This window comes from Janthinobacterium sp. 78 (genome assembly GCF_003096775.1).
Taxonomy (GTDB): domain Bacteria; phylum Pseudomonadota; class Gammaproteobacteria; order Burkholderiales; family Burkholderiaceae_D; genus Janthinobacterium; species Janthinobacterium tructae.
The window spans coordinates 5,793,023-5,812,829 of the sequence record NZ_QENT01000001.1 but is presented as its reverse complement, the minus strand read 5'-3'; the positions used below and the strand labels follow the sequence as shown (position 1 = coordinate 5,812,829).

Below are 19,807 nucleotides of genomic sequence, written 5' to 3'. Positions count from 1 at the left end.
AGCGTGGCACGGCCTGATTCTGTTGAATAGTGTAGGACGATAATTTCTGACAGGCAAGATGTTTGCGAAAAAAACCATTTGTCCAGCAACGCTTGCCGTGCGGTCAAAAAAAATGCCCCGGCGTGCGGGGCATGGGGCTTACGCGGGCCGGTCCGGCCCTGATGCTCAGGCGCGCAAGGTGGACAGGATAGGCTGCAGGACGGCCGCGCCCAGGGCAGCGCTGCGGGCGCCGCTCCAGCCCGTTTGTGGGTCGGGATCGTTGGCATTGTCCTTGAACGGCAGTTCCAGGGTCAGTGCCAGGCAGCCGAAGGCGTGCGTGATGTGAGGCGAACCCATGGTCAGTACTTCCGGCGTGAACGGGCCGTCTTCATAGCCGTGCTCATCCTGGAAGTCGGGGCTGGCCACCTTGAAGTCGGCGATGAAGCGGTCTTGCTCGGCCTTTTGTGCTGGCGTGAAATTTTCCAGCGCATCGCTGCCGGCCACGAACACGTAAGGCAGACCTTCGTCGCCATGTACGTCGAGGAACAGATCGCAGCCGATTTCATGCATTTTCTGTTTCACCAGGAATACTTCCGGGCTGCGTTCCATGGTCGGCGTCATCCATTCACGGTTCAGGTTGGCGCCGGCCGCGTTGGTGCGCAGGTTGCCATGCACGGAACCGTCCGGGTTCATGTTCGGCACCACGTAGAAGACGGCGTCTTGCAGGCATTGGCGGGCAAACGGATTGGCCTGGTCCAGCAAGGCTTCGAGCATGCCCTCGACAAACCATTCCGCCATCGTTTCACCGGGATGCTGGCGCGCGATGACCCAGACTTTTTTCTCGGCATCGGCGTCGCCGACCACCAGCAGATTCATGTCGCGTCCTTCCACGGTGCTGCCCAGGTCGATCAGGCGCACCAGCGGCGACGCTTGCGCGCTGTCGATCAGGGCCAGATGGCGATCCCATGGGTACGGCTCGAAGTAGGCGTAGTACACGCTTTCTTCCTCGGGTGTGTGTGCGATGGTCATCACCGTGCCGTCGAAGCTGGTTGGCACGCGGAACCAGGTTTCGCGGTCATAGCTGGCGACGGCCTGGTAGTCTTTCCAGCCGTCCGGGTAGGCCGACTTGCCTGCATTCATGAAGCGGATCGAGCACGCCTCGCCTTGCGCGCCTTGCAGGCGGAAATAAAACCACTGCGTGATGTCGGCGTGGGAATCCTTGCGGATGTTCAGCTCGATGGATTGGGCATCGTCGGCGCGCAGCACCTCGATCGCGCCGGCGTCGAATTGCTGGCTGATTTTAATGGTCATGAGTGTTCCTGATAAAAACATATGGGTTTTGCATCGTGTGCAATGGCGCGATGATACCCGTTTTAGCCGCGCCTTTGTGCTGGCGCAAACGACGCGGGACATGCTTTGCTAACGTGGAAGCTCCGACACGGGGAGAGCATCATGGACGACAACGGCAAGCACATACGCGACCTGGAAAAGAAAGTCAGCGCCCTCAGCGACGCCCTGGCGCACCTGGGCAAGGGCACCACCTTGCAGGAATTGCTGCGCATCCTGCGTTTTCCCGGCTATACGACGCCGGCCGAATTTACCTTCAATACCGCCATCCTCGACACCATGCTGGTGCAGGCCAATGCGCTGGAAAAGCTGGGGCAGGATTTGCTGGCTGGGGCGAAGCAGGTGGTGGCGAAGCAATAGGTTGAGTTGGTTTTAATATTTTCACCCCAAACGCAGAGGCTGGGGTCGGACCCTCAGGGGGAATAGGGGCCAATGGATCGTATTCCAATTCCGAAGGAACCGCCCCGGTATTAAGCCGTTGGGTTCAAGTAGTCAGGCCGCCAAAACGTTCAAAAAACCAGGGCTCCACGTCCGGCGCATGCTCATCCTCGCGCCGCAGGGTGGTCAGGATATGTTCCTCGGCCGCCGCATGGGTGATGCGGTACAGGTCGCGCGCCAGTGCATACGCTTGCGTGCCGGGCCACGGTTCGGGCAGCAGTTCTACGGGCAACTGTGGGTCGTGCAACTGCACGCGGCGGTAGGCGTGCGTCAGCAGCGAGCGGATGACGAAGGCTTGCTCGGCATCGAACACGGGCGCTTCTTGCAGCAAGGTCAGCAGCGGCTGGAAGCTGGCGATGAATTTTTCGTAGCCGGCCATCACTTCCGACAAGTCCCAGCATTCGCCCACCATGTCGCGCAGCGGGCGTGTGCTGACATCCGGCAACTCCGTAGTGTGGCAGACATACAGCTTGCCCTGTACCTCGTTGCGCACGAGGATGTCTTCCAGCGCCTCCGAGTTGCTGGCAGGATGGCCAAAGATGCCAGGAGAGATCAAGCCATAGCCAGCCCACAATAATTCCTTGCGCAGCGCCCCCCGCTCGGCGGCGCCGATGCTGCCGGCCGGCCCGATCACCAGGGTCCAGCTGCCATCCCAGTGCACGACCAGTGGCGCATAGATGCGGCGATACGCGCGCTCGAAGCGGGCCAGCGCCTCCGGGCGTATCGTATAGGCGCTGCGGCGGCCGTCGCGTTGCGAGCTGAGCCAGCCCTCCTGCGCCAGGCGGAACACGCTGGTGCGCAGCAAGCGGTCATTCACGCCAAACGGTGCCAGCAGTTCGATCAGGCTGCCCAGCCAGATGGCGCCGCCGCGCGGCACGATGGCGTCGCCGAAAATCGTCATCACCAGGGACTTTGAGCGGGGTGGGTCGCTTTCCAGGAAATCGGCTATCCATGCCGTGCAGCGGGTGTTCTTCATGTGGTTCCGGTCTGGCCGTGTTGCGGTCGATTCAATAAAAGCAGCAGTTTACTTGGCTGCGCGGGTAGCGCGTCAATAATTTGCAGGAAGCGCGGGTGGCACTTCGCAGTGTTTTCTCATCAGCAATATCATACGCACAAAAAAGCCGCACAAGATACGAATTTTTAAAATGACTCACATCAAGTGTATGCAAATAGTTTTTTGTATCGTATTATCTGTTCATCGCACCGCGTTGCTGCGCAAAATCAAAGACATGGGAGACAGATCATGTACGCACAAATGGTTGAAACCGGCCTCAAGAACGTCCGCTCCATCGACGACATGGGGCAAGAAGAGCGCGCTTTTCAGGCGCGCATCGACGAAGGCATCAAGATCGAGGCCAAGGACTGGATGCCGGACGCTTACCGCAAGACCCTGATCCGCCAGATTTCGCAGCATGCGCATTCGGAAATCGTCGGTCAATTGCCCGAAGGTAACTGGGTCACGCGCGCACCGACCTTGAAACGCAAATCCATCCTGCTGGCGAAGATCCAGGACGAAGCCGGTCACGGCCTGTACCTGTACAGCGCCGCGGAAACCCTGGGCGTGTCGCGCGACGATCTGCTCGCTGCCTTGCACTCGGGCAAAGCCAAGTATTCCAGCATCTTTAACTATCCCACCCTGTCGTGGGCCGACATGGGCGCCATCGGCTGGCTGGTCGACGGCTCGGCCATCATCAACCAGATCCCGCTGTGCCGCTGCTCGTATGGCCCGTATGCACGCGCCATGATCCGCGTCTGCAAGGAAGAATCATTCCATGCACGCCAGGGTTACGACATCATGATGTCGCTGTGCAAGGGCACGCCAGAACAGAAAGCCATGGCGCAGGATGCGCTGAACCGCTGGTGGTGGCCGTCCTTGATGATGTTCGGTCCGTCCGATGCCGCCTCCGTCAACAGCGCCCAGTCGGCGCAATGGCGCATCAAGCTGTTCTCGAATGATGAATTGCGCCAGCGCATGGTCGACCAGACCGTGCCGCAAATCGAATACCTGGGCCTGACGGTGCCCGATCCCGACCTGAAGTTCAATGCGGAAACGGGCCACTATGAATTCGGCGAGATCGACTGGTCCGAGTTCAACAATGTCTTGAAGGGCAATGGTCCGTGCAACCGCGAGCGCCTGCAAACGCGGGTGAAAGCGTATGCAGACGGCGAGTGGTTCCGCGATGCCTTGCTCGCGTATGCAGACAAGCAAGCCGCTAACAAAGCAGCAGCGTAATTACATAAGACAGATAGGGGAGAGCAACATGAGCAAAGAATGGCCATTGTGGGAAGTTTTCATCCGCAGCCAGCACGGCCTGGCGCACAAGCATGTGGGCAGCCTGCACGCCTCCGACGCCACCATGGCGGTCAACCATGCGCGCGACGTCTACACGCGCCGCAATGAAGGCGTGAGCATCTGGGTGGTGCGCGCGGCCGATATCGTCGCCAGCAGCCCGGGCGACAAGGGCGCCCTGTTCGAACCGTCGAACAGCAAGGTGTACCGCCATCCCACCTTCTTCCCGATGCCGGAAGAAGTCAAGAACCTGTGATGGGAGCGCCTGCAATGGATGACAAGCTGACTCAACAAAAGTTCGATTACCTTTTGCGCCTGGGCGACAACGCCCTGATCCTCAGCCAGCAGTTGTCGCAGCTGTGCGGCAAGGGGCCCGCGCTGGAAGAAGACATGGCGCTGACCAACGTGGCGCTCGACCTCCTGGGCCAGACGCGTTTGTGGTTCAGCTATGCGGCCGAACTGGAAAACGCGGGCCGCGACGAGGACGACATCGCCTTTTTGCGCGACGCCCACGACTTCAAGAATTGCTTGCTGCTGGAGCAGCCGAACGGCAATTACGCCGACACCATGATGCGCCAGTTCTTCTTCGACACCTGGCACTACTTCCAGCTGCTGGAACTGGCGAAATGCAGTGATCCACGCATCGTCGAAGTGGCGCAGAAATCGATCAAGGAAGTGACGTATCACCTGCGCCGCAGCGGCGACCTGATCGTGCGTCTCGGCGACGGCACGGCGGACAGCCATGCGAAGACGCAGGCGGCCGCCGACAAGCTGTGGATGTACACGGGCGAAATGTTCAAGTACGACGCCGTCGACCAGGCCATGGTTGCCGCCGGCATCGCGCCGCCATCGGACGTGTTGCGCCAGGCCTTCCTCGAACACGTGGCCGAGATCTTTGCCGAAGCCACCTTGAGCATGCCGGCGCCCGACGCCTGGATGCAAAAGGGCGGCAAGCAGGGCACGCACACGGAACACCTGGGTTTTATTCTGGCCGAGATGCAGTTCCTGCAGCGCGCCTATCCCGGGGCGGAGTGGTAGTGAACACGCCCATCGCAGCGCTGGACGCCGCCCAGGTCTGGGCCTGGCTGGGCGACGTGCCGGACCCGGAAATTCCCGTCATTTCGGTGGTGGACCTGGGCATCGTGCGCGCCGTCGATGTGGTCAGCAGCGACGAGTGCATCGTGACGATCACGCCCACGTATTCGGGCTGCCCGGCCATGCAGGTGATCGCCGATGCCGTCACGGAGGCCTTGCGCAGCCATGGCGTGGCCAAGGTGACGCTGGTAAACCAGCTGGCGCCCGCCTGGACCACGGACTGGATGAGCGAGGCGGGCAAGGCCAAGCTGAAAGGCTATGGCATCGCCCCGCCGCAGCAGCAGGTGATCGACATCAGCGGCCTTCGTAGCGGCACAGCAGGCGGTGTCAAGCGCCAGCCCATGCCGACGCTGGAGGTGGTCTGCCCGAATTGCGGTTCCACGCATACGCAGCTGACCAGCCAGTTTGGCTCCACGCCGTGCAAGGCCCTGTACAAATGCCTGGCTTGCCGCGAACCGTTTGATTACTTCAAGTGCCACTAAAAAAATCAGGCACACGTTCCGAAGAAAATGGAGATGAAGCATGAGTAAATTTTATCCGCTGTGCGTAGCGAACGTGCGCAATGAAACGCGCGACACCATCGCCGTCACGTTCGACGTGCCGGCCGAACTGCAGCAGCAGTTCCGCTTCCAGCAGGGCCAGCACCTGACCCTGCGCGCCAATATCAATGCGGAAGACGTGCGCCGCTCGTATTCCATCTGTTCGGCGGTGCAGGACGGCACCCTGCGCGTGGCCATCAAGCGCACGCCCGGCGGCGCTTTCTCTACCTGGGCGAACGATACGCTCAAGGCCGGCGCGACCATCGAGGTGATGCCACCCATGGGCCACTTCAACGTGCCGCTCGACTGCGTCAACCGCAAGCACTACCTGGCGTTTGCGGCCGGCAGCGGCATCACGCCCATCCTCTCCATCATCAAGACGACACTGCTGACGGAGCCATTGAGCCGTTTCACGCTGTTCTACGGCAACCGCGCTTCGTCGTCCGTCATCTTCAAGGAAGAATTGACGGACTTGAAGGACGTGTACCTGGAGCGTTTGAACCTGGTGTACGTGATGAGCCGCGAGCAGCAGGATATCGAGCTGTTCAACGGCCGCATCACGCAGGAAAAATGCGAGCAGTTCCTGCAGCACTGGATCAAGGTAGAAGATTACGACAACGCCTTCATCTGCGGCCCGGAAGACATGATGCTGGGCGTCTCCTCCGCCCTGCAGGCGGCTGGCATGCCCAAGCAGAACATCAAGATCGAACTGTTCGCCGCCAGCATCCCGAAAAATGCCCACAAGCCGCGCGCCCAGTTCGACGCGGGCGCCGTGCAGGAAACGGAAGTGACCGTCATCATGGATGGCAACCACACCACCTTCACGATGGACAAGGACAAGGAATCCATTCTCGACGCGGGCCTGCGCGCAGGGCTGGACATGCGCTACTCGTGCAAGGGCGGCGTGTGCTCGACTTGCCGCTGCAAGATCCTCGACGGCAAGGTCGAGATGGACGTCAACTACGCGCTGGAAGACTACGAAGTGGCGCGCGGCTTCGTCCTCAGTTGCCAGAGTTTTCCCCTCACCGACAAAGTGATTGTCGATTTCGATCAGGCCGAGTAAACGCCGACCCCAAACAACATCTGGGGTCGGACCTTAAGGTCCGACCCCGGCAGTGGCACCTGGGTTAAAAATAAACGTATACGAGACACGCCATGACCTACCAAAACATCCTCTTCACCATCGAGCAGGGCATCGCCACGCTGACCCTGAACCGTCCCGACAAACTCAATAGCTTTACGCAAGCCATGCACGAGGAAGTGCGCGACGCGATTGCGCAAGTGAACGCCGACAGCACCGTGCGCGTGTTCGTGCTGACGGGTGCGGGGCGTGGCTTTTGCGCGGGCCAGGATTTGTCCGACCGCGCCGTCGAACCAGGCTCGAAGGGCGTGGACCTGGGCGAGTCGGTGGAAAAAAACTATGCACCGCTGGTGCTGGCCTTGAAAGCACTGCCGATGCCCGTGATTTGCGCCGTCAATGGCGTGGCCGCCGGCGCGGGCGCCAATCTGGCGCTGGCCTGCGACATCGTCATCGCCGGCAAGTCGGCTAGCTTCGTCGAAGTGTTCTGCAAGCTGGGCCTGATCCCGGACACGGGCGGCACTTTCTTCCTGCCGCGCTTGATCGGTTCGGCGCGCGCCATGGGCCTGGCCATGCTCGGTGAAAAGCTGACGGCCGAAAAAGCCGAAGACTGGGGCCTGATCTGGAAATGCGTGGACGACGCGCAGCTGGCGGAAGAAACGCGCAAGCTGGCCGTGCATTTTGCCAGCGCGCCGACCAAGGGCCTGGCGTACACCAAGCAGGCACTGGCCGCCAGTGGCGCCAATACCCTGCCGCAGCAGCTGGCGCTGGAAGCGCGCATGATGAGCGAACTCGGTAACAGCGACGATTACCGCGAAGGCGTGGCCGCCTTCATGGAAAAGCGCGCACCGCAATTCAAGGGACACTGATATGACCGCATTGGCAAACAACAGTATCGTCGCCGTCATCGGCAGCGGCGCCATGGGCGCCGGCATCGCGCAGGTGGCCGCAGCTGCCGGTTACACAGTCAAACTGTACGACACGCGCGCGGAAGCGGTGAGCAAGGCCTTGCTCGATATTGGCAAGATGTACGCGAAGCTGGCCGAAAAGGGCCGCATGACGTTTGACGAAGCGGCGGCCGCCACGTCGCGCCTGCAGGCGGCCGGCAGCCTGGCCGATGTGAGCGATTGCGCCCTGGTGGTGGAAGCCATCGTGGAAAACCTCGACGTCAAGCGCAGCCTGTTCGCCGAACTCGAAGCGTTGGTCAGCGACGACTGCATCCTGGCGACGAACACGTCGTCGATTTCCGTGACGGCCATCGCCGCCAAGTTGCGCCGCCCTGAACGCCTGGTCGGCATGCACTTCTTTAATCCTGTGCCCCTGATGGCGCTGGTCGAAGTGATCAGTGGCCTGGCCACCAGCGAGCAAGTCGCCGCCACCGTGTATGACACCTCGATCGCCTGGGGCAAGAAACCCGTGCATGCGAAATCGACGCCCGGCTTCATCGTCAACCGTGTCGCCCGTCCGTTTTACGCGGAAGGCTGGCGCCTGTTGAACGAACAGGCAGGCGATCCCGCCACCATCGATGCGGTGCTGCGCGAAGCGGGCGGTTTCCGCATGGGGCCATTCGAGTTGATGGATCTGATCGGCCACGACGTCAATTTCTCCGTCACCCAATCCGTGTTCGGCGCCTATTTCAACGACCCCCGTTTCACGCCGTCCGTGCTGCAGCAGGAAATGGTCAACGCCGGTTTCCTCGGCCGCAAATCGGGCCGTGGCTTTTACCTGTACGGCGAAGGCGCGCCGGCCCCCGTGGCGCAGGCGGAAAGCGCGCAAGCGACCCCGGAATATGTTGCCCTGTCGGCCGCCGTCGGCGGCGATGGCCGTGGCCACAGCGGCGTCATTCGCAGCCTGGTGCAGCGCCTGGAGCAGGCCGGCATCACCGTCAGCCGCCGCGTCACGCAGGAAGGCCAGGCACACGACGAAGCGCCGGCCCTGCATTGCAACGGCGCCGCGATTTATCTCACGGACGGACGCAGCGCCACCCAGCGCGCGCACGATAACCAGCATCCGGACACGGTGCTGTTCGACCTGGCGCTCGATTACGCCGGAGCCAAGCGCATCGCCGTGGCGCGTGCCGACCAGTGCAGCGATGCCGCCTACGTGGCCGTCGTCGGCCTGTTCCAGGCAGCCGGCTTTACCGTCACGCGCCTGGACGACGTGCCTGGCCTGGCCGTCATGCGCACGGTCGCCATGCTGGCCAACGAGGCGGCCGACGCCGTCAACCAGGGTGTGTGCACGGTGGCTGCCGTCGATATCGCCATGCAGAAGGGCGTCAATTATCCGCGCGGACCGCTGGCCTGGGCCGACGCGGTGGGCGTCCAGCAGATCGTGACCGTGCTGCACCACCTGGCGCATGGCTATGGCGAAGACCGCTACCGTGTCTCGCCGCTGCTGCGCCGCAAACTTGCCACTGGAGCGACGTTTCATGCCGAATGATATGTCAAATAAGGACCACAACATGACCGCGCAAGCTCTGGCCGAAGCGGCCGCCGCTTCCATGCTGTCGCGCGATAACGCCACCGCTGCCATGGGCATCGCCTTGGCCGAGGTGGGCCCCGGCCATGCGCGCATGACGATGACGGTGCGCCCAGACATGCTCAACGGTCACCAGACCTGCCACGGCGGCTTTATCTTTGCCCTGGCCGACAGCGCCTTCGCGTTTGCCTGCAACAGCTACAACATGAATACCGTGGGCGCCGGCTGCACCATCGATTATCTGGCGCCGGGCCGCGAAGGCGACGTGCTCACGGCGCATGCCGTCGAACAGGCGCTGGCCGGCAAGAGCGGCGTCTACGACGTCAAGGTCAGCAACCAGGATGGCCGCGCCGTCGCGCTCTTTCGCGGCAAGTCGATCCGCGTGGCGGGCGAAGTCATCAGCAATTGAAGTGATAAGAGCAGGCTTGAACTGCCAGTACCGATTGAATAGTTAAGGAATTAAACAGGAGACAATGATGGTCCAACGTACGCCTTCCCCCAATGACCTCGAACCGATCGAGCGCGCCAGCAAGGATGAATTGCAGGCGCTGCAGCTCGAACGCATGAAATGGACGCTCAAGCACGCGTATGACAACGTGCCCCATTACCGCGCCGCTTTTGACGAAGCGGGCGTGCATCCGGACGACCTGAAGTCGCTGGCCGATCTGTCGAAATTTCCGTTCACGGATAAAAAAGTATTGCGCGACAATTATCCGTTTGGCCTGTTTGCCGTGCCGCGCGAGCAAGTGGTGCGCATCCACGCGTCGAGCGGCACCACGGGCAAGGCAACGGTGGTTGGCTACACGCAGAACGACATCGATACCTGGGCCAATGTGGTGGCGCGCTCGATTCGCGCCGGCGGCGGCCGCGCGGGCGACATGGTGCATATCTCCTACGGTTACGGCCTGTTCACGGGCGGCCTGGGCGCGCACTATGGCGCCGAACGCCTGGGCTGCACGGTCATCCCGATGTCGGGTGGCCAGACGGAAAAGCAGGTGCAACTGATCCAGGATTTCAAGCCATCTATCATCATGGTCACGCCGTCGTACATGCTCAACATCATCGAGGAATTCACGCGCCAGGGTCTCGATCCGGCTGAATCGTCGCTGAAGGTGGGCATCTTCGGCGCCGAACCGTGGACGGACGCCATGCGTGCGGAAATCGAAGCGCGCGCCGGCATCGACGCCGTCGACATCTATGGCCTGTCCGAAGTGATGGGGCCTGGCGTGGCTTCAGAATGCATCGAAAGCAAGGACGGTCCCGTCATCTGGGAAGACCATTTTTATCCAGAAATCATCGATCCGGAAACGGGCGAAGTACTGCCGGATGGCGAGGAGGGCGAACTGGTCTTCACCTCGCTGTCGAAGGAAGCGCTGCCCGTCATCCGCTACCGCACGCGTGACCTGACCCGCTTGCTGCCGCCTACCTCGCGTTCGATGCGCCGCATCGGCAAGATCACGGGCCGCTCGGACGACATGCTGATCATCCGCGGCGTGAACGTCTTCCCCACCCAGATCGAAGAGCTGATTTTGAAGATGCCGAAGCTGGCGCCGCAATACCAGCTGGTGGTCACGCGCGACGGCCACCTCGACAAGCTCGAAGTGATCGCCGAGCTGCGTATCGATCTCACCGCCACCATCTCGGCCAGCGAGACCGATGGCCTGGCGCGCGAGCTGGAACACCGCATCAAGACGCATGTGGGCGTGAGCACGCGCGTGCGCCTGGTGGCCGCCGCCGGCATCGAACGCACCCTGACGGGCAAGGCCCGCCGCGTGGTCGACCAGCGCCCGAAGCTTTTCCCCTGATAGCCCGAACAAGGAACCAAACATGAACGACGCTTTTATCTGTGATGCCGTGCGTACGCCATTTGGCCGCTATGGCGGTGCACTCTCCAGCGTGCGCGCCGACGACCTGGGCGCGCTGCCGATTGCCGCGCTGATCGCCCGCAATCCTTCCGTCGACTGGTCCGCCATCGACGACGTGTTCTACGGCTGCGCCAACCAGGCGGGCGAAGACAACCGTAACGTGGGCCGCATGGCTGCGCTGCTGGCCGGTTTGCCGGCTGCAGTACCGGCCAATACCATCAACCGCCTGTGCGGCTCCAGCCTGGACGCCGTCGGCATGGCGGCCCGCTCCATCAAGGCGGGCGAGGCGGAGCTGATCATTGCCGGTGGCGTGGAAAGCATGACGCGCGCGCCTTTCGTGATGGGCAAGGCTGACGGCGCATTCTCGCGCGCTGCGAAAATCGAAGACACGACCCTGGGCTGGCGCTTCGTCAATGGCAAGATGAAAACGCAGTACGGCATCGACACCATGCCGGAAACGGCGGAAAACGTGGCCGTGGAATTTGGCATCAGCCGTGCCGACCAGGATGGTCTGGCCTTTCGCAGCCAGCAGCGCTGGGCTGCCGCCAACGCGGCTGGCGTCTTCGATCGCGAAATCGTTCCCGTCGCCGTGCCGCAGAAAAAAGGCGAGCCGAAGATGGTCACCAGCGACGAACATCCGCGTCCCGATACCTCGATCGAGATGCTGGCAAAGCTCAAGGGCGTGGTCAAGCCGGATGGCACGGTCACGGCTGGCAATGCCTCTGGCTTGAACGACGGCGCCTGTGCGATTTTGCTGGCGTCCGCCGCCGCCGTGGATAAATACCAATTGACGCCGCGCGCCAAAGTGCTGGGCATGGCCACGGCCGGTCTGGCGCCGCGCATCATGGGTTTTGGCCCGTCGCCCGCCTCGCGCAAGGTGCTGGTGCTGACAGGACTCACCATCGAGCAGATGGATGTGATCGAGCTCAATGAAGCGTTTGCGGCGCAGGCGCTGGCCGTCACGCGCGACCTGGGCCTGGCGGACGACGCGGCCCACGTGAACCCGAATGGCGGCGCGATTGCCATCGGCCATCCGCTGGGCGCATCGGGGGCGCGCCTGGTGATGGCGGCCCTGAACCAGCTGGAACGCACGGGCGGGCGTTATGCGCTGTGCACCATGTGCATCGGCGTGGGGCAGGGTATTGCTGTCGTAATTGAACGCGTATAAAAAAGTAAAAAAGGCGCAGGCTGGTAAAAAAGCGCCAACCATACATTGACCGTAGTGCCAACCTGGTGGAGACCACAATGATTGCCAATATTTTCAAGAAAACCCTGATCGCCGGCGTGCTGGCCATGTCCGCCGCAGGCGCGTATGCGGCCGAGAACATCAAGATCGGATCCGTGCTGTCCGTCACGGGACCTGCCGCCTTCCTGGGCGACCCTGAACTGAAAACTCTGCAGCTGTATATCGAGAAAATCAATGCGGCCGGCGGCGTGCTGGGGCGCAAGCTGGAACTGGTGCACTACGATGACGGCAGCGATGCGGCCAAGGCCAACGGTTTCACCAAACGCCTGATCGAGTCCGACAAGGTCGACGTGCTGATCGGTGGCACCACCACCGGTGCGACGATGGCGATGGCGCCGCTGGTGGAGCGTGCCAGCATGCCGTTCATTTCGCTGGCAGGCGCCGTGGTGATCATCGATCCCGTGAAGAAATGGGTGTTCAAGACGCCGCATACGGACCGCATGGCGGCCGAGAAGGTGTTCGAGGACATGAAGAAGCGCGGCATCAGCAAGGTAGGCCTGCTGTCGGAAACGAGCGGCTTCGGCGCCTCGGGCCGCAAGGAATCGCAGATCGTCGCCTCCAAATATGGCATCACCCTGGTGGCCGATGAAACCTACGGCCCGAAAGACACGGACATCACGGCGCAGCTCACGCGCATCAAGAACACAAATGGCGTGCAAGCCGTCTTCGTCTTTGGCCTGGGTCAGGGGCCGGCCGTGGTGACCAAGAACTACGGCCAGCTGGGCATGTCCGCGCTGCCGCTGTACCAGTCGCACGGGGTGGCGTCGGACGAGTATCTGAAGCTGTCGGGCAAGGCCGCCGAAGGCGTGCGCCTGCCAACGCCAGCGCTGTTGATCGGCGCCATGCTGCCGGACAGCGACGCGCAGAAGGCCATCGTGGTCGGTTACGACAAGACGTATAAAGAGCGCTACAAGATCGATCCGTCGACCTTTGGCGGCTATGCACTCGATGCCCTGAACCTGTCGGTCGACGCCATCAAGCGCGCCGGCGGCACGGACCGCGAAAAAGTGCGGGCGGCGCTGGAAACGACCAAGGGTTTTGTCGGCACCACCGGCGTCTTCAACATGTCGGCGAAAGACCACATGGGCCTGGACCTGTCGGCGTTCCGCATGGTGGAAGTGAAGAACGGCGAATGGCAATTGTCGAAGTAATGTAAGCCAGAAGTACCTGCGCGGGCTGCCCTCGAAGGCGGTCCGCGCGCAGCCGAACATAATGGAGACACCATGGAAGTCGCTCAATTTCTACAATTTCTGTATTCCGGGATGACGGTCGGTTCCGCCTACGCACTGGCGGCGCTGGGCTTTACCATCATCTATAACACCAGCGGCGTGATCAACTTCGCCCAGGGCGAATTCATCATGCTGGGCGGGATGCTGGCCGCCGTGATGTCGGCCGCCGGCGTGCCGCTGCCGTTGGCCATCATTCTGGCCGTTATCGCCACGGGCCTGGTTGGCCTGCTGATGGAAAAAACCGTGATCGAACCGGCGCAAAATGCGCAGGTCATTACCCTCTTGATCATCACCATCGGCGCCTCGCTGGTGCTGCGTGGCCTGGTGCAAATCTGGCTGGGCAAGGATACGCATACACTGCCGGCGTTTTCCGGCGACGCGCCGATCGAGTTTTTGGGCGCCAGCCTGCTGCCGCAAAGCCTGTGGGTGCTGGGCGTGACGGTCGTCATCGTGCTGGTGCTGGGCTGGTTCTTCGGCCGCACCTTGATGGGCAAGGCCATGCTGGCCACCTCGCACAACAAGCTGGCCGCGCAACTGGTGGGCATCAACACGCGCAAGGTGCTGCTGTTTTCGTTCGGCCTGTCGGCCCTGCTGGGCGCGGCGGGCGGCATCCTCGTCGCGCCGATCACGTATACCTCGTATGACGCGGGCATCATGCTGGGCCTGAAAGGCTTTGTCGCCGCCGTACTCGGTGGCCTGGGCGGCGGCGCCGGTGCGATTGCCGGTGGCCTCATTCTCGGCATCGCCGAAGCCATGACGGCCGGCTACATCTCCTCGGCCTACAAGGACGCCGTGCCGTTCGTGCTGATCTTGTTGATCCTGTTCTTCCTGCCGCAAGGCTTGTTTGGCGCTAAAAATTCGGAGCGTGTATGAAGACGCGGTTATCAACATTATTTTCCCGCTCACGCCACGGTGGACTGCTGGTGCTGGCCCTGGTGCTGGCCATCCTGCCGCTGTTCCTCACCAATGCGTTCTACTATGACGTGGCGATCCGCATTGCCCTGAACGCCATCGTCGTCATCGGCCTGAACCTGTTGATGGGCTACACGGGCCAGATCAGCCTGGGCCACGCGGGTTTCTATGGCCTGGGTGCGTATGCATCGGCCGTGCTGACCACGCACTACAGCTGGCCGCCGCTCGCCGCCCTGGCCGCCGGTGCCGTCGCCACCGGCTTGCTGGCGCTGCTGCTGGCGCGTCCCGTGCTAAAACTCAAGGGCCATACCCTGGCCATGGCCACCCTGGGCCTGGGCATCATCATCTCCATCGTCATCAACAACGAGACGCAATGGACGGGCGGCCCCGATGGCATCGGCGTGTCCACCTTCAGTGTCGCCGGACTGGAAATCGCCGGTGAAAAATCGTGGTACCTGGTGTGCGCCGTGCTGCTGTTGCTCGTCACCTGGCTGGCGCTGAACCTGATCGATTCGCCCGTCGGCCGCGCGCTGCAGGCGATCCACGGTTCGGAAGTGGCGGCCCGCGTGGTCGGCGTCGATACGACACGCTTCAAGGTGCGCGTGTTCGTGCTGTCGGCCGTCATTGCCAGTATCGCGGGCAGCATCAGCGCCCATTACATCGGTTTTATCACCCCCAACCTGGCCGGCTTCTTCCACTCGATCGAGCTGGTAACGATGGTGGTGGTGGGCGGCATGGCATCGATCTTCGGCTCCATCATCGGTGCGGCCCTGCTGACGATCCTGCCGCAGTTGCTGTCCAGTTTTGAAGGCTGGGAAACGGTGGTGTTCGGCGTGATTTTGATGGCCACCATGATTTTCATGCCCAAAGGTCTCGTACCGAGCCTGGCCAGCCGTTCGCGCAAGCGGGCAGCGGTGCCCAAGGCGCCCGCCGCATCAAATAAACCACCGGCACAGGAGGTGTGAGATGTTGACGATTAACAATCTGAGCAAGAGCTTCGGCGGCGTGCACGCGGTGCAGGACGTGAGCTTCACCGTCAAGGAAGGCAATATCCACTCCGTGATCGGGCCGAACGGCGCCGGCAAGACGACGCTGTTCAACCTGATTACCGGTGTGTACACGCCGACCCGTGGAGAGATTTTGTTGAATGGCGAAAACGTGGCCGCCATGCCGCCCGATGCGCTGGCGCGGCGCGGCATGAGCCGCACCTTCCAGAATCTGCAAGTGTGCATGAACATGACGGCCATCGATAACGTGATGGTGGGTGCGCACCTGCGCCTGAACCAGAACCTGTTCGCCTCCATGCTGCGTTTGCCGTCCGTGCGCCGTGCCGACGCGGCTTGCCGCGACGAGGCGGCGGGCCTGATGGAGTTTGTCGGCGTGGGTCGGCATATCGATGACGAGGCGGGACAGATGTCGTATGGCGCCTTGAAACGCCTGGAAATCGCGCGTGCGCTGGCGGCCAAGCCGAAGGTGCTGCTGCTCGATGAGCCGGCGGCGGGTCTCAATCATACCGAGACGGGCGAGATCGAAGCCTTGATACGCAAGGTGGCGCAATCTGGCGTGACGGTGGTGCTGGTCGAGCATGACATGAAACTGGTGATGAACCTGTCGGACCATATCCTGGTGCTCGACTATGGCAAGAAGCTGGCCGAGGGAACCGCCGCCGAAGTGCGCGCCAACCCCGACGTGGTGGCCGCGTATCTGGGAGTGGCGGCATGATGAAGATGGAAAAACCTCAAACTCCGCTGGTGCTCGATATCGCCGGCCTGACCAGCCATTACGGCCGCATCCAGGCCCTGCACGGCATCGACCTGCAGGTACGCCAGGGGCAACTGGTGGCGCTGGTGGGCGCGAATGGCGCCGGCAAGACGACCCTGCTGCGGGCCATCTCCGGCGTGCAGCCGATCAGCGCGGGCAGCATCGCCTTCGCCGGCCAGGACGTCAGCCGCATGAGCGCCGACAAGCGCGTGCGCAGCGGTATTTGCCAGGTGCCGGAAGGGCGCCAAGTGTTCGGCCCCATGACGGTGGAAGACAATCTGCGCCTGGGCGCCTTTACGCGCCCCGCGCAGGACGTGGCGGGCGACATGGAGCGCATGTATGGGCTGTTCCCCATCCTGAAGGAAAAGCGCTTGCTGCTGGCCGGGACCTTGTCCGGTGGACAGCAGCAGATGCTGGCCATGGCGCGCGCGCTGATGGGCCGTCCGCAACTGCTGCTGCTCGATGAGCCGAGCATGGGTCTGGCGCCGCTCTTGATTGCGGAAATCTTCCGCATCGTCGCCGAGTTGCGCGACCAGGGCATCACCATCTTCCTCGTCGAGCAAAACGCGCACGCGGCCCTGTCGATTGCCGACGTGGGTTACGTGATCGAGACGGGCGCCATCACCTTGTCCGGCCCCGGTCCCGAATTGCTGCATAACGAGCAAGTACAGAGCGCGTACCTGGGCATGTAACCCAAGAGCAGAGACTGGGGTCGGACCCTGAGGGTCCGACCCCGGCAGTTGAGGTCTTGGGCTGAAAGCACGCTTTATCTCAAGGCATATAGGAGTTTTTATGGTCAAAGTCTACGAAATCAACGGCGTCACCCCCGTCGTCCACCCCAGCGCCTATGTGCATCCGAGCGCGGTCTTGATCGGCGACGTGATCGTCGGCCCGCGCTGCTATATCGGTCCGCTGGCCTCGATCCGCGGCGACTTCGGCCGATTGATCCTGGAAGAGGGCGCCAATCTGCAGGACACCTGCGTCATGCATGGTTTCCCCGGCTGCGACACGGTGGTCGAAGTCGACGGCCATATCGGTCATGGCGCCGTGCTGCACGGCTGCCGCATCGGCCGCAATGCGCTGGTCGGCATGAATGCGGTGGTGATGGACAACGCCATCATCGGCGCGGAATCCATCGTCGCGGCCATGAGTTTCGTCAAGGCTGGCATGATCGTCGCGCCGCGCAGCATGGTGGTGGGCACGCCCGCCAAGGTGATACGGTCGTTGACCGACGATGAAATCAAATGGAAAAGCTCGGGCACGGGCCAGTACCACGAACTGGCCGTGCGCTCGATGCAGACGATGCGCGAGGTGGACGCTCTGACGCAAGTCGAGGCGAATCGCCAGCGCCTCAATTTCGAATCCGCCTTGCCGCTGCATTTGCACAAGAACGCAGCAGCGCAGTAACCTTTAACCCTTTAAATGCTGGGGTCAGACCCGACGGGTCTGACCCCTAACGGAGAAACCACATGGCTCACATATCCACCCTGCAAAGCCTGATCGCCGGCCGCTGGCTGGGCGAAAGCGCCGCCGTGCCCCTGCATAGCGCCTTGAACAACCGCGTCATCTATCACACGCATGCCGAGAAGATCGACTTCGACGAAGCCGTCACGTATGCGCGCAAGACGGGCGTGCCGGGCCTGATGGCGCTGGACTTCCAGCAGCGCGCCGCGCGCCTCAAGGCGTTGGCCCTGTACCTGGTCGAGCGCAAGGAGGAGCTGTATGCGATCTCGCACCTGTCGGGCGCCACGCGCGCCGACAGCTGGGTCGATATCGAAGGCGGCACGGGTACCCTGTTCGCCTACGCCAGCATGGGCAGCAACGAGCTGCCGTCGTCGAACGTGTTGCACGAAGGCCCGGCCATCGCGCTGGGTAAAAAAGGCGGCTTCGTCGGCACGCACATCCTGGTGCCGCGCGGCGGCCTGGCCGTGCACATCAACGCCTTCAATTTCCCCATCTGGGGTCTGCTGGAAAAATTCGCACCGAGCTTCCTGGCGGCCATGCCCTGCATCGCCAAGCCGGCCACGGCGACGAGCTACCTGACGCAGGCCGTCGTGCGCATGATGCATGAATCGGGCTTGCTGCCGGCCGGCAGTTTGCAACTGGTGATCGGTTCCACGGGCGACTTGCTGGACCGTTTGAATGGCCAGGATTTCGTCACGTTTACAGGGTCGGCTGCCACGGCCGCCAAGCTGCGCACCAACCCGAACCTGATCGCTCAATCCGTACCCTTCAACGGCGAAGCCGATTCGCTCAATTGCGCCATCTTGGCGCCGGACGTCACGCCCGACGATGTGGAATTCGATCTGTTCGTCAAGGAAGTGGTGCGCGAAATGACGGGCAAGTCGGGCCAGAAGTGCACGGCGATTCGCCGCATCATCGTACCCGAGCACCTGATGGATGCCGTTGGCACGCGCCTGCGCGAGCGCCTGGCCAAGGTGGTGGTGGGCGATCCGTCCATCGAAGGCGTGCGCATGGGCGCGCTGGCCTCGAAGGAACAGCAAAGCGATGTGGCGGAGCGGGTTGCCACGCTGTCGCAGGGAAATGAAGTGGTGTTCGGCGCGGCCGACGGTTTCAGTCCCCTGGGTGATGGGGCACAGGATGGCAGCTTCTTCTCGCCGACCCTGCTGCTGTGCCGCGACGCCTTCGGCAACGACGCCGTGCATGACGTGGAAGCATTCGGCCCCGTCAGCACCATGATGGGCTACAAGGATATCGACGAAGCGCTGGCCCTGGCCGCGCGCGGCAAGGGCAGTCTGGTGAGCACCCTGGTGACGTGCGATCCGAAGATCGCCGCGCGCGTGGTGCCGCAAGTGGCGGCCACGCATGGCCGCGTGCACGTGCTCGAGCGCGTGGCTTCCGTCGATTCGACGGGCCATGGCTCGCCCCTGCCGCAACTGAAGCACGGCGGCCCTGGCCGCGCGGGCGGCGGCGAAGAACTGGGCGGCGTGCGCGCCGTGCGCCACTACCTGCAACGGGCGGCGGTGCAAGGCTCGCCGACCATGCTGGCGGCGATCACGGGTGAATACGTGCGCGGCGCGGACGTCAACGAAAGCCCGATCCACCCGTTCCGCAAGCACTTCGAAGACTTGAAGACGGGCGACTCGCTGCTCACGCACCGCCGCACCGTCAGCGAAGCGGACATCGTCGCCTTTGGCGGCATTTCGGGCGATTTCTTCTACATGCACTTCGATGAAATCGCGGCGAAAGAGTCGCAATTTGGCAAGCGCATCGCCCATGGCTACTTCGTGCTGTCGGCCGCCGCCGGTCTGTTCGTCTCGCCCGGCGTCGGCCCCGTGCTGGCCAACTATGGCCTGGACAACCTGCGTTTCGTCGCCCCCGTCGCCATTGGCGACACCATCCGCGCGCGCCTGACGTGCAAGCGCAAGGTCGACCGCAACCGCAAGGACGTCTTTGGCGTGGGCCAGGGCGTGGTGGCGTGGGACGTGCAGGTGACCAACCAGAACGAGGAGCTGGTAGCCAGCTACGACATCCTGACCCTGGTGTCGAAGCGCGAGTAAGCGTTTTCGCAGCACGGCATCGACCGGCG

20 protein-coding genes are annotated in these 19,807 nt (G+C 62.5%); 18 read left to right on the top strand and 2 right to left on the bottom strand.

The window, feature by feature from the left end:
* Positions 1-165 precede the first annotated feature (165 nt).
* A complete protein-coding gene (locus C8C92_RS25530) occupies positions 166-1,290 on the bottom strand; it encodes a M14-type cytosolic carboxypeptidase (protein WP_116745629.1) in 1,125 nt (374 codons plus the stop codon).
* A 141-nt stretch (positions 1,291-1,431) separates the two neighbouring features.
* On the opposite strand from C8C92_RS25530, the gene C8C92_RS25525 reads away from it, so the two are divergent.
* Complete coding sequence (locus tag C8C92_RS25525) at positions 1,432-1,686, top strand: hypothetical protein (RefSeq protein WP_116745628.1); 255 nt, start codon at positions 1,432-1,434, stop codon at positions 1,684-1,686.
* Positions 1,687-1,810: 124 nt separating this feature from the next.
* On the opposite strand, the gene paaX is transcribed toward C8C92_RS25525, so the two are convergent.
* Positions 1,811-2,740 (bottom strand): phenylacetic acid degradation operon negative regulatory protein PaaX, encoded by a 930-nt coding sequence (gene paaX, locus C8C92_RS25520; protein ID WP_116745627.1) that lies wholly within the window; start codon positions 2,738-2,740, stop codon positions 1,811-1,813.
* A gap of 267 nt (positions 2,741-3,007) precedes the next feature.
* Between paaX and paaA the strand changes: the two genes are divergently transcribed.
* From paaA to paaZ, 17 genes are all read left to right on the top strand, one after another.
* Entirely contained in the window at positions 3,008-3,997 is a 990-nt protein-coding gene (gene paaA / locus C8C92_RS25515; protein ID WP_116745626.1) for a 1,2-phenylacetyl-CoA epoxidase subunit PaaA, read from the top strand.
* Between the two features lie 28 nt (positions 3,998-4,025).
* Positions 4,026-4,310: a 1,2-phenylacetyl-CoA epoxidase subunit PaaB gene (gene paaB / locus C8C92_RS25510; RefSeq protein WP_034746356.1), complete on the top strand. Its 285-nt coding sequence runs from the start codon at positions 4,026-4,028 to the stop codon at positions 4,308-4,310.
* 14 nt (positions 4,311-4,324) lie between these two features.
* On the top strand, positions 4,325-5,092 hold the full coding sequence (gene paaC / locus C8C92_RS25505; RefSeq protein WP_116745625.1) for a 1,2-phenylacetyl-CoA epoxidase subunit PaaC: 768 nt from the start codon (positions 4,325-4,327) through the stop codon (positions 5,090-5,092).
* Entirely contained in the window at positions 5,092-5,631 is a 540-nt protein-coding gene (gene paaD / locus C8C92_RS25500) for a 1,2-phenylacetyl-CoA epoxidase subunit PaaD (RefSeq protein ID WP_116745624.1), read from the top strand. The genes paaC and paaD overlap by 1 nt, the downstream gene beginning before the upstream one ends.
* A 40-nt stretch (positions 5,632-5,671) precedes the next feature.
* A complete protein-coding gene (gene paaE / locus C8C92_RS25495) occupies positions 5,672-6,751 on the top strand; it encodes a 1,2-phenylacetyl-CoA epoxidase subunit PaaE (protein ID WP_116745623.1) in 1,080 nt (359 codons plus the stop codon).
* Between the two features lie 92 nt (positions 6,752-6,843).
* Positions 6,844-7,635 (top strand): 2-(1,2-epoxy-1,2-dihydrophenyl)acetyl-CoA isomerase PaaG, encoded by a 792-nt coding sequence (paaG, locus tag C8C92_RS25490; RefSeq protein WP_116745622.1) that lies wholly within the window; start codon positions 6,844-6,846, stop codon positions 7,633-7,635.
* 1 nt (position 7,636) lies between these two features.
* Positions 7,637-9,205, top strand: a complete 1,569-nt coding sequence (gene paaH / locus C8C92_RS25485) for a 3-hydroxyacyl-CoA dehydrogenase PaaH (RefSeq protein WP_116745621.1) — start codon at positions 7,637-7,639, stop codon at positions 9,203-9,205.
* A gap of 1 nt (position 9,206) precedes the next feature.
* Entirely contained in the window at positions 9,207-9,653 is a 447-nt protein-coding gene (paaI, locus tag C8C92_RS25480; RefSeq protein WP_116746123.1) for a hydroxyphenylacetyl-CoA thioesterase PaaI, read from the top strand.
* A gap of 67 nt (positions 9,654-9,720) precedes the next feature.
* On the top strand, positions 9,721-11,049 hold the full coding sequence (gene paaK, locus C8C92_RS25475) for a phenylacetate--CoA ligase PaaK (protein WP_116745620.1): 1,329 nt from the start codon (positions 9,721-9,723) through the stop codon (positions 11,047-11,049).
* A 22-nt stretch (positions 11,050-11,071) separates the two neighbouring features.
* The gene (gene pcaF, locus C8C92_RS25470; RefSeq protein WP_116745619.1) at positions 11,072-12,277 is read left to right on the top strand and encodes a 3-oxoadipyl-CoA thiolase; all 1,206 of its coding nucleotides are present in this window, start codon (positions 11,072-11,074) and stop codon (positions 12,275-12,277) included.
* Positions 12,278-12,354: 77 nt separating this feature from the next.
* Positions 12,355-13,506, top strand: a complete 1,152-nt coding sequence (locus tag C8C92_RS25465) for an ABC transporter substrate-binding protein (protein WP_099762078.1) — start codon at positions 12,355-12,357, stop codon at positions 13,504-13,506.
* Positions 13,507-13,578: 72 nt separating this feature from the next.
* A complete protein-coding gene (locus C8C92_RS25460; RefSeq protein ID WP_010401459.1) occupies positions 13,579-14,457 on the top strand; it encodes a branched-chain amino acid ABC transporter permease in 879 nt (292 codons plus the stop codon).
* A complete protein-coding gene (locus C8C92_RS25455; protein WP_116745618.1) occupies positions 14,454-15,461 on the top strand; it encodes a branched-chain amino acid ABC transporter permease in 1,008 nt (335 codons plus the stop codon). Before C8C92_RS25460 ends, C8C92_RS25455 begins: the two co-directional genes overlap by 4 nt.
* Before the next feature lies 1 nt (position 15,462).
* Entirely contained in the window at positions 15,463-16,218 is a 756-nt protein-coding gene (locus C8C92_RS25450; RefSeq protein ID WP_086137156.1) for an ABC transporter ATP-binding protein, read from the top strand.
* Positions 16,218-16,949 carry an ABC transporter ATP-binding protein gene (locus C8C92_RS25445; protein WP_092796538.1) on the top strand — a complete coding sequence of 244 codons (732 nt, stop codon included), beginning with the start codon at positions 16,218-16,220 and terminating at the stop codon, positions 16,947-16,949. The genes C8C92_RS25450 and C8C92_RS25445 overlap by 1 nt, the downstream gene beginning before the upstream one ends.
* A gap of 100 nt (positions 16,950-17,049) precedes the next feature.
* Complete coding sequence (gene paaY / locus C8C92_RS25440) at positions 17,050-17,664, top strand: phenylacetic acid degradation protein PaaY (protein ID WP_099762082.1); 615 nt, start codon at positions 17,050-17,052, stop codon at positions 17,662-17,664.
* A 62-nt stretch (positions 17,665-17,726) separates the two neighbouring features.
* Entirely contained in the window at positions 17,727-19,778 is a 2,052-nt protein-coding gene (gene paaZ / locus C8C92_RS25435) for a phenylacetic acid degradation bifunctional protein PaaZ (RefSeq protein WP_116745617.1), read from the top strand.
* Positions 19,779-19,807: the final 29 nt, after the last annotated feature.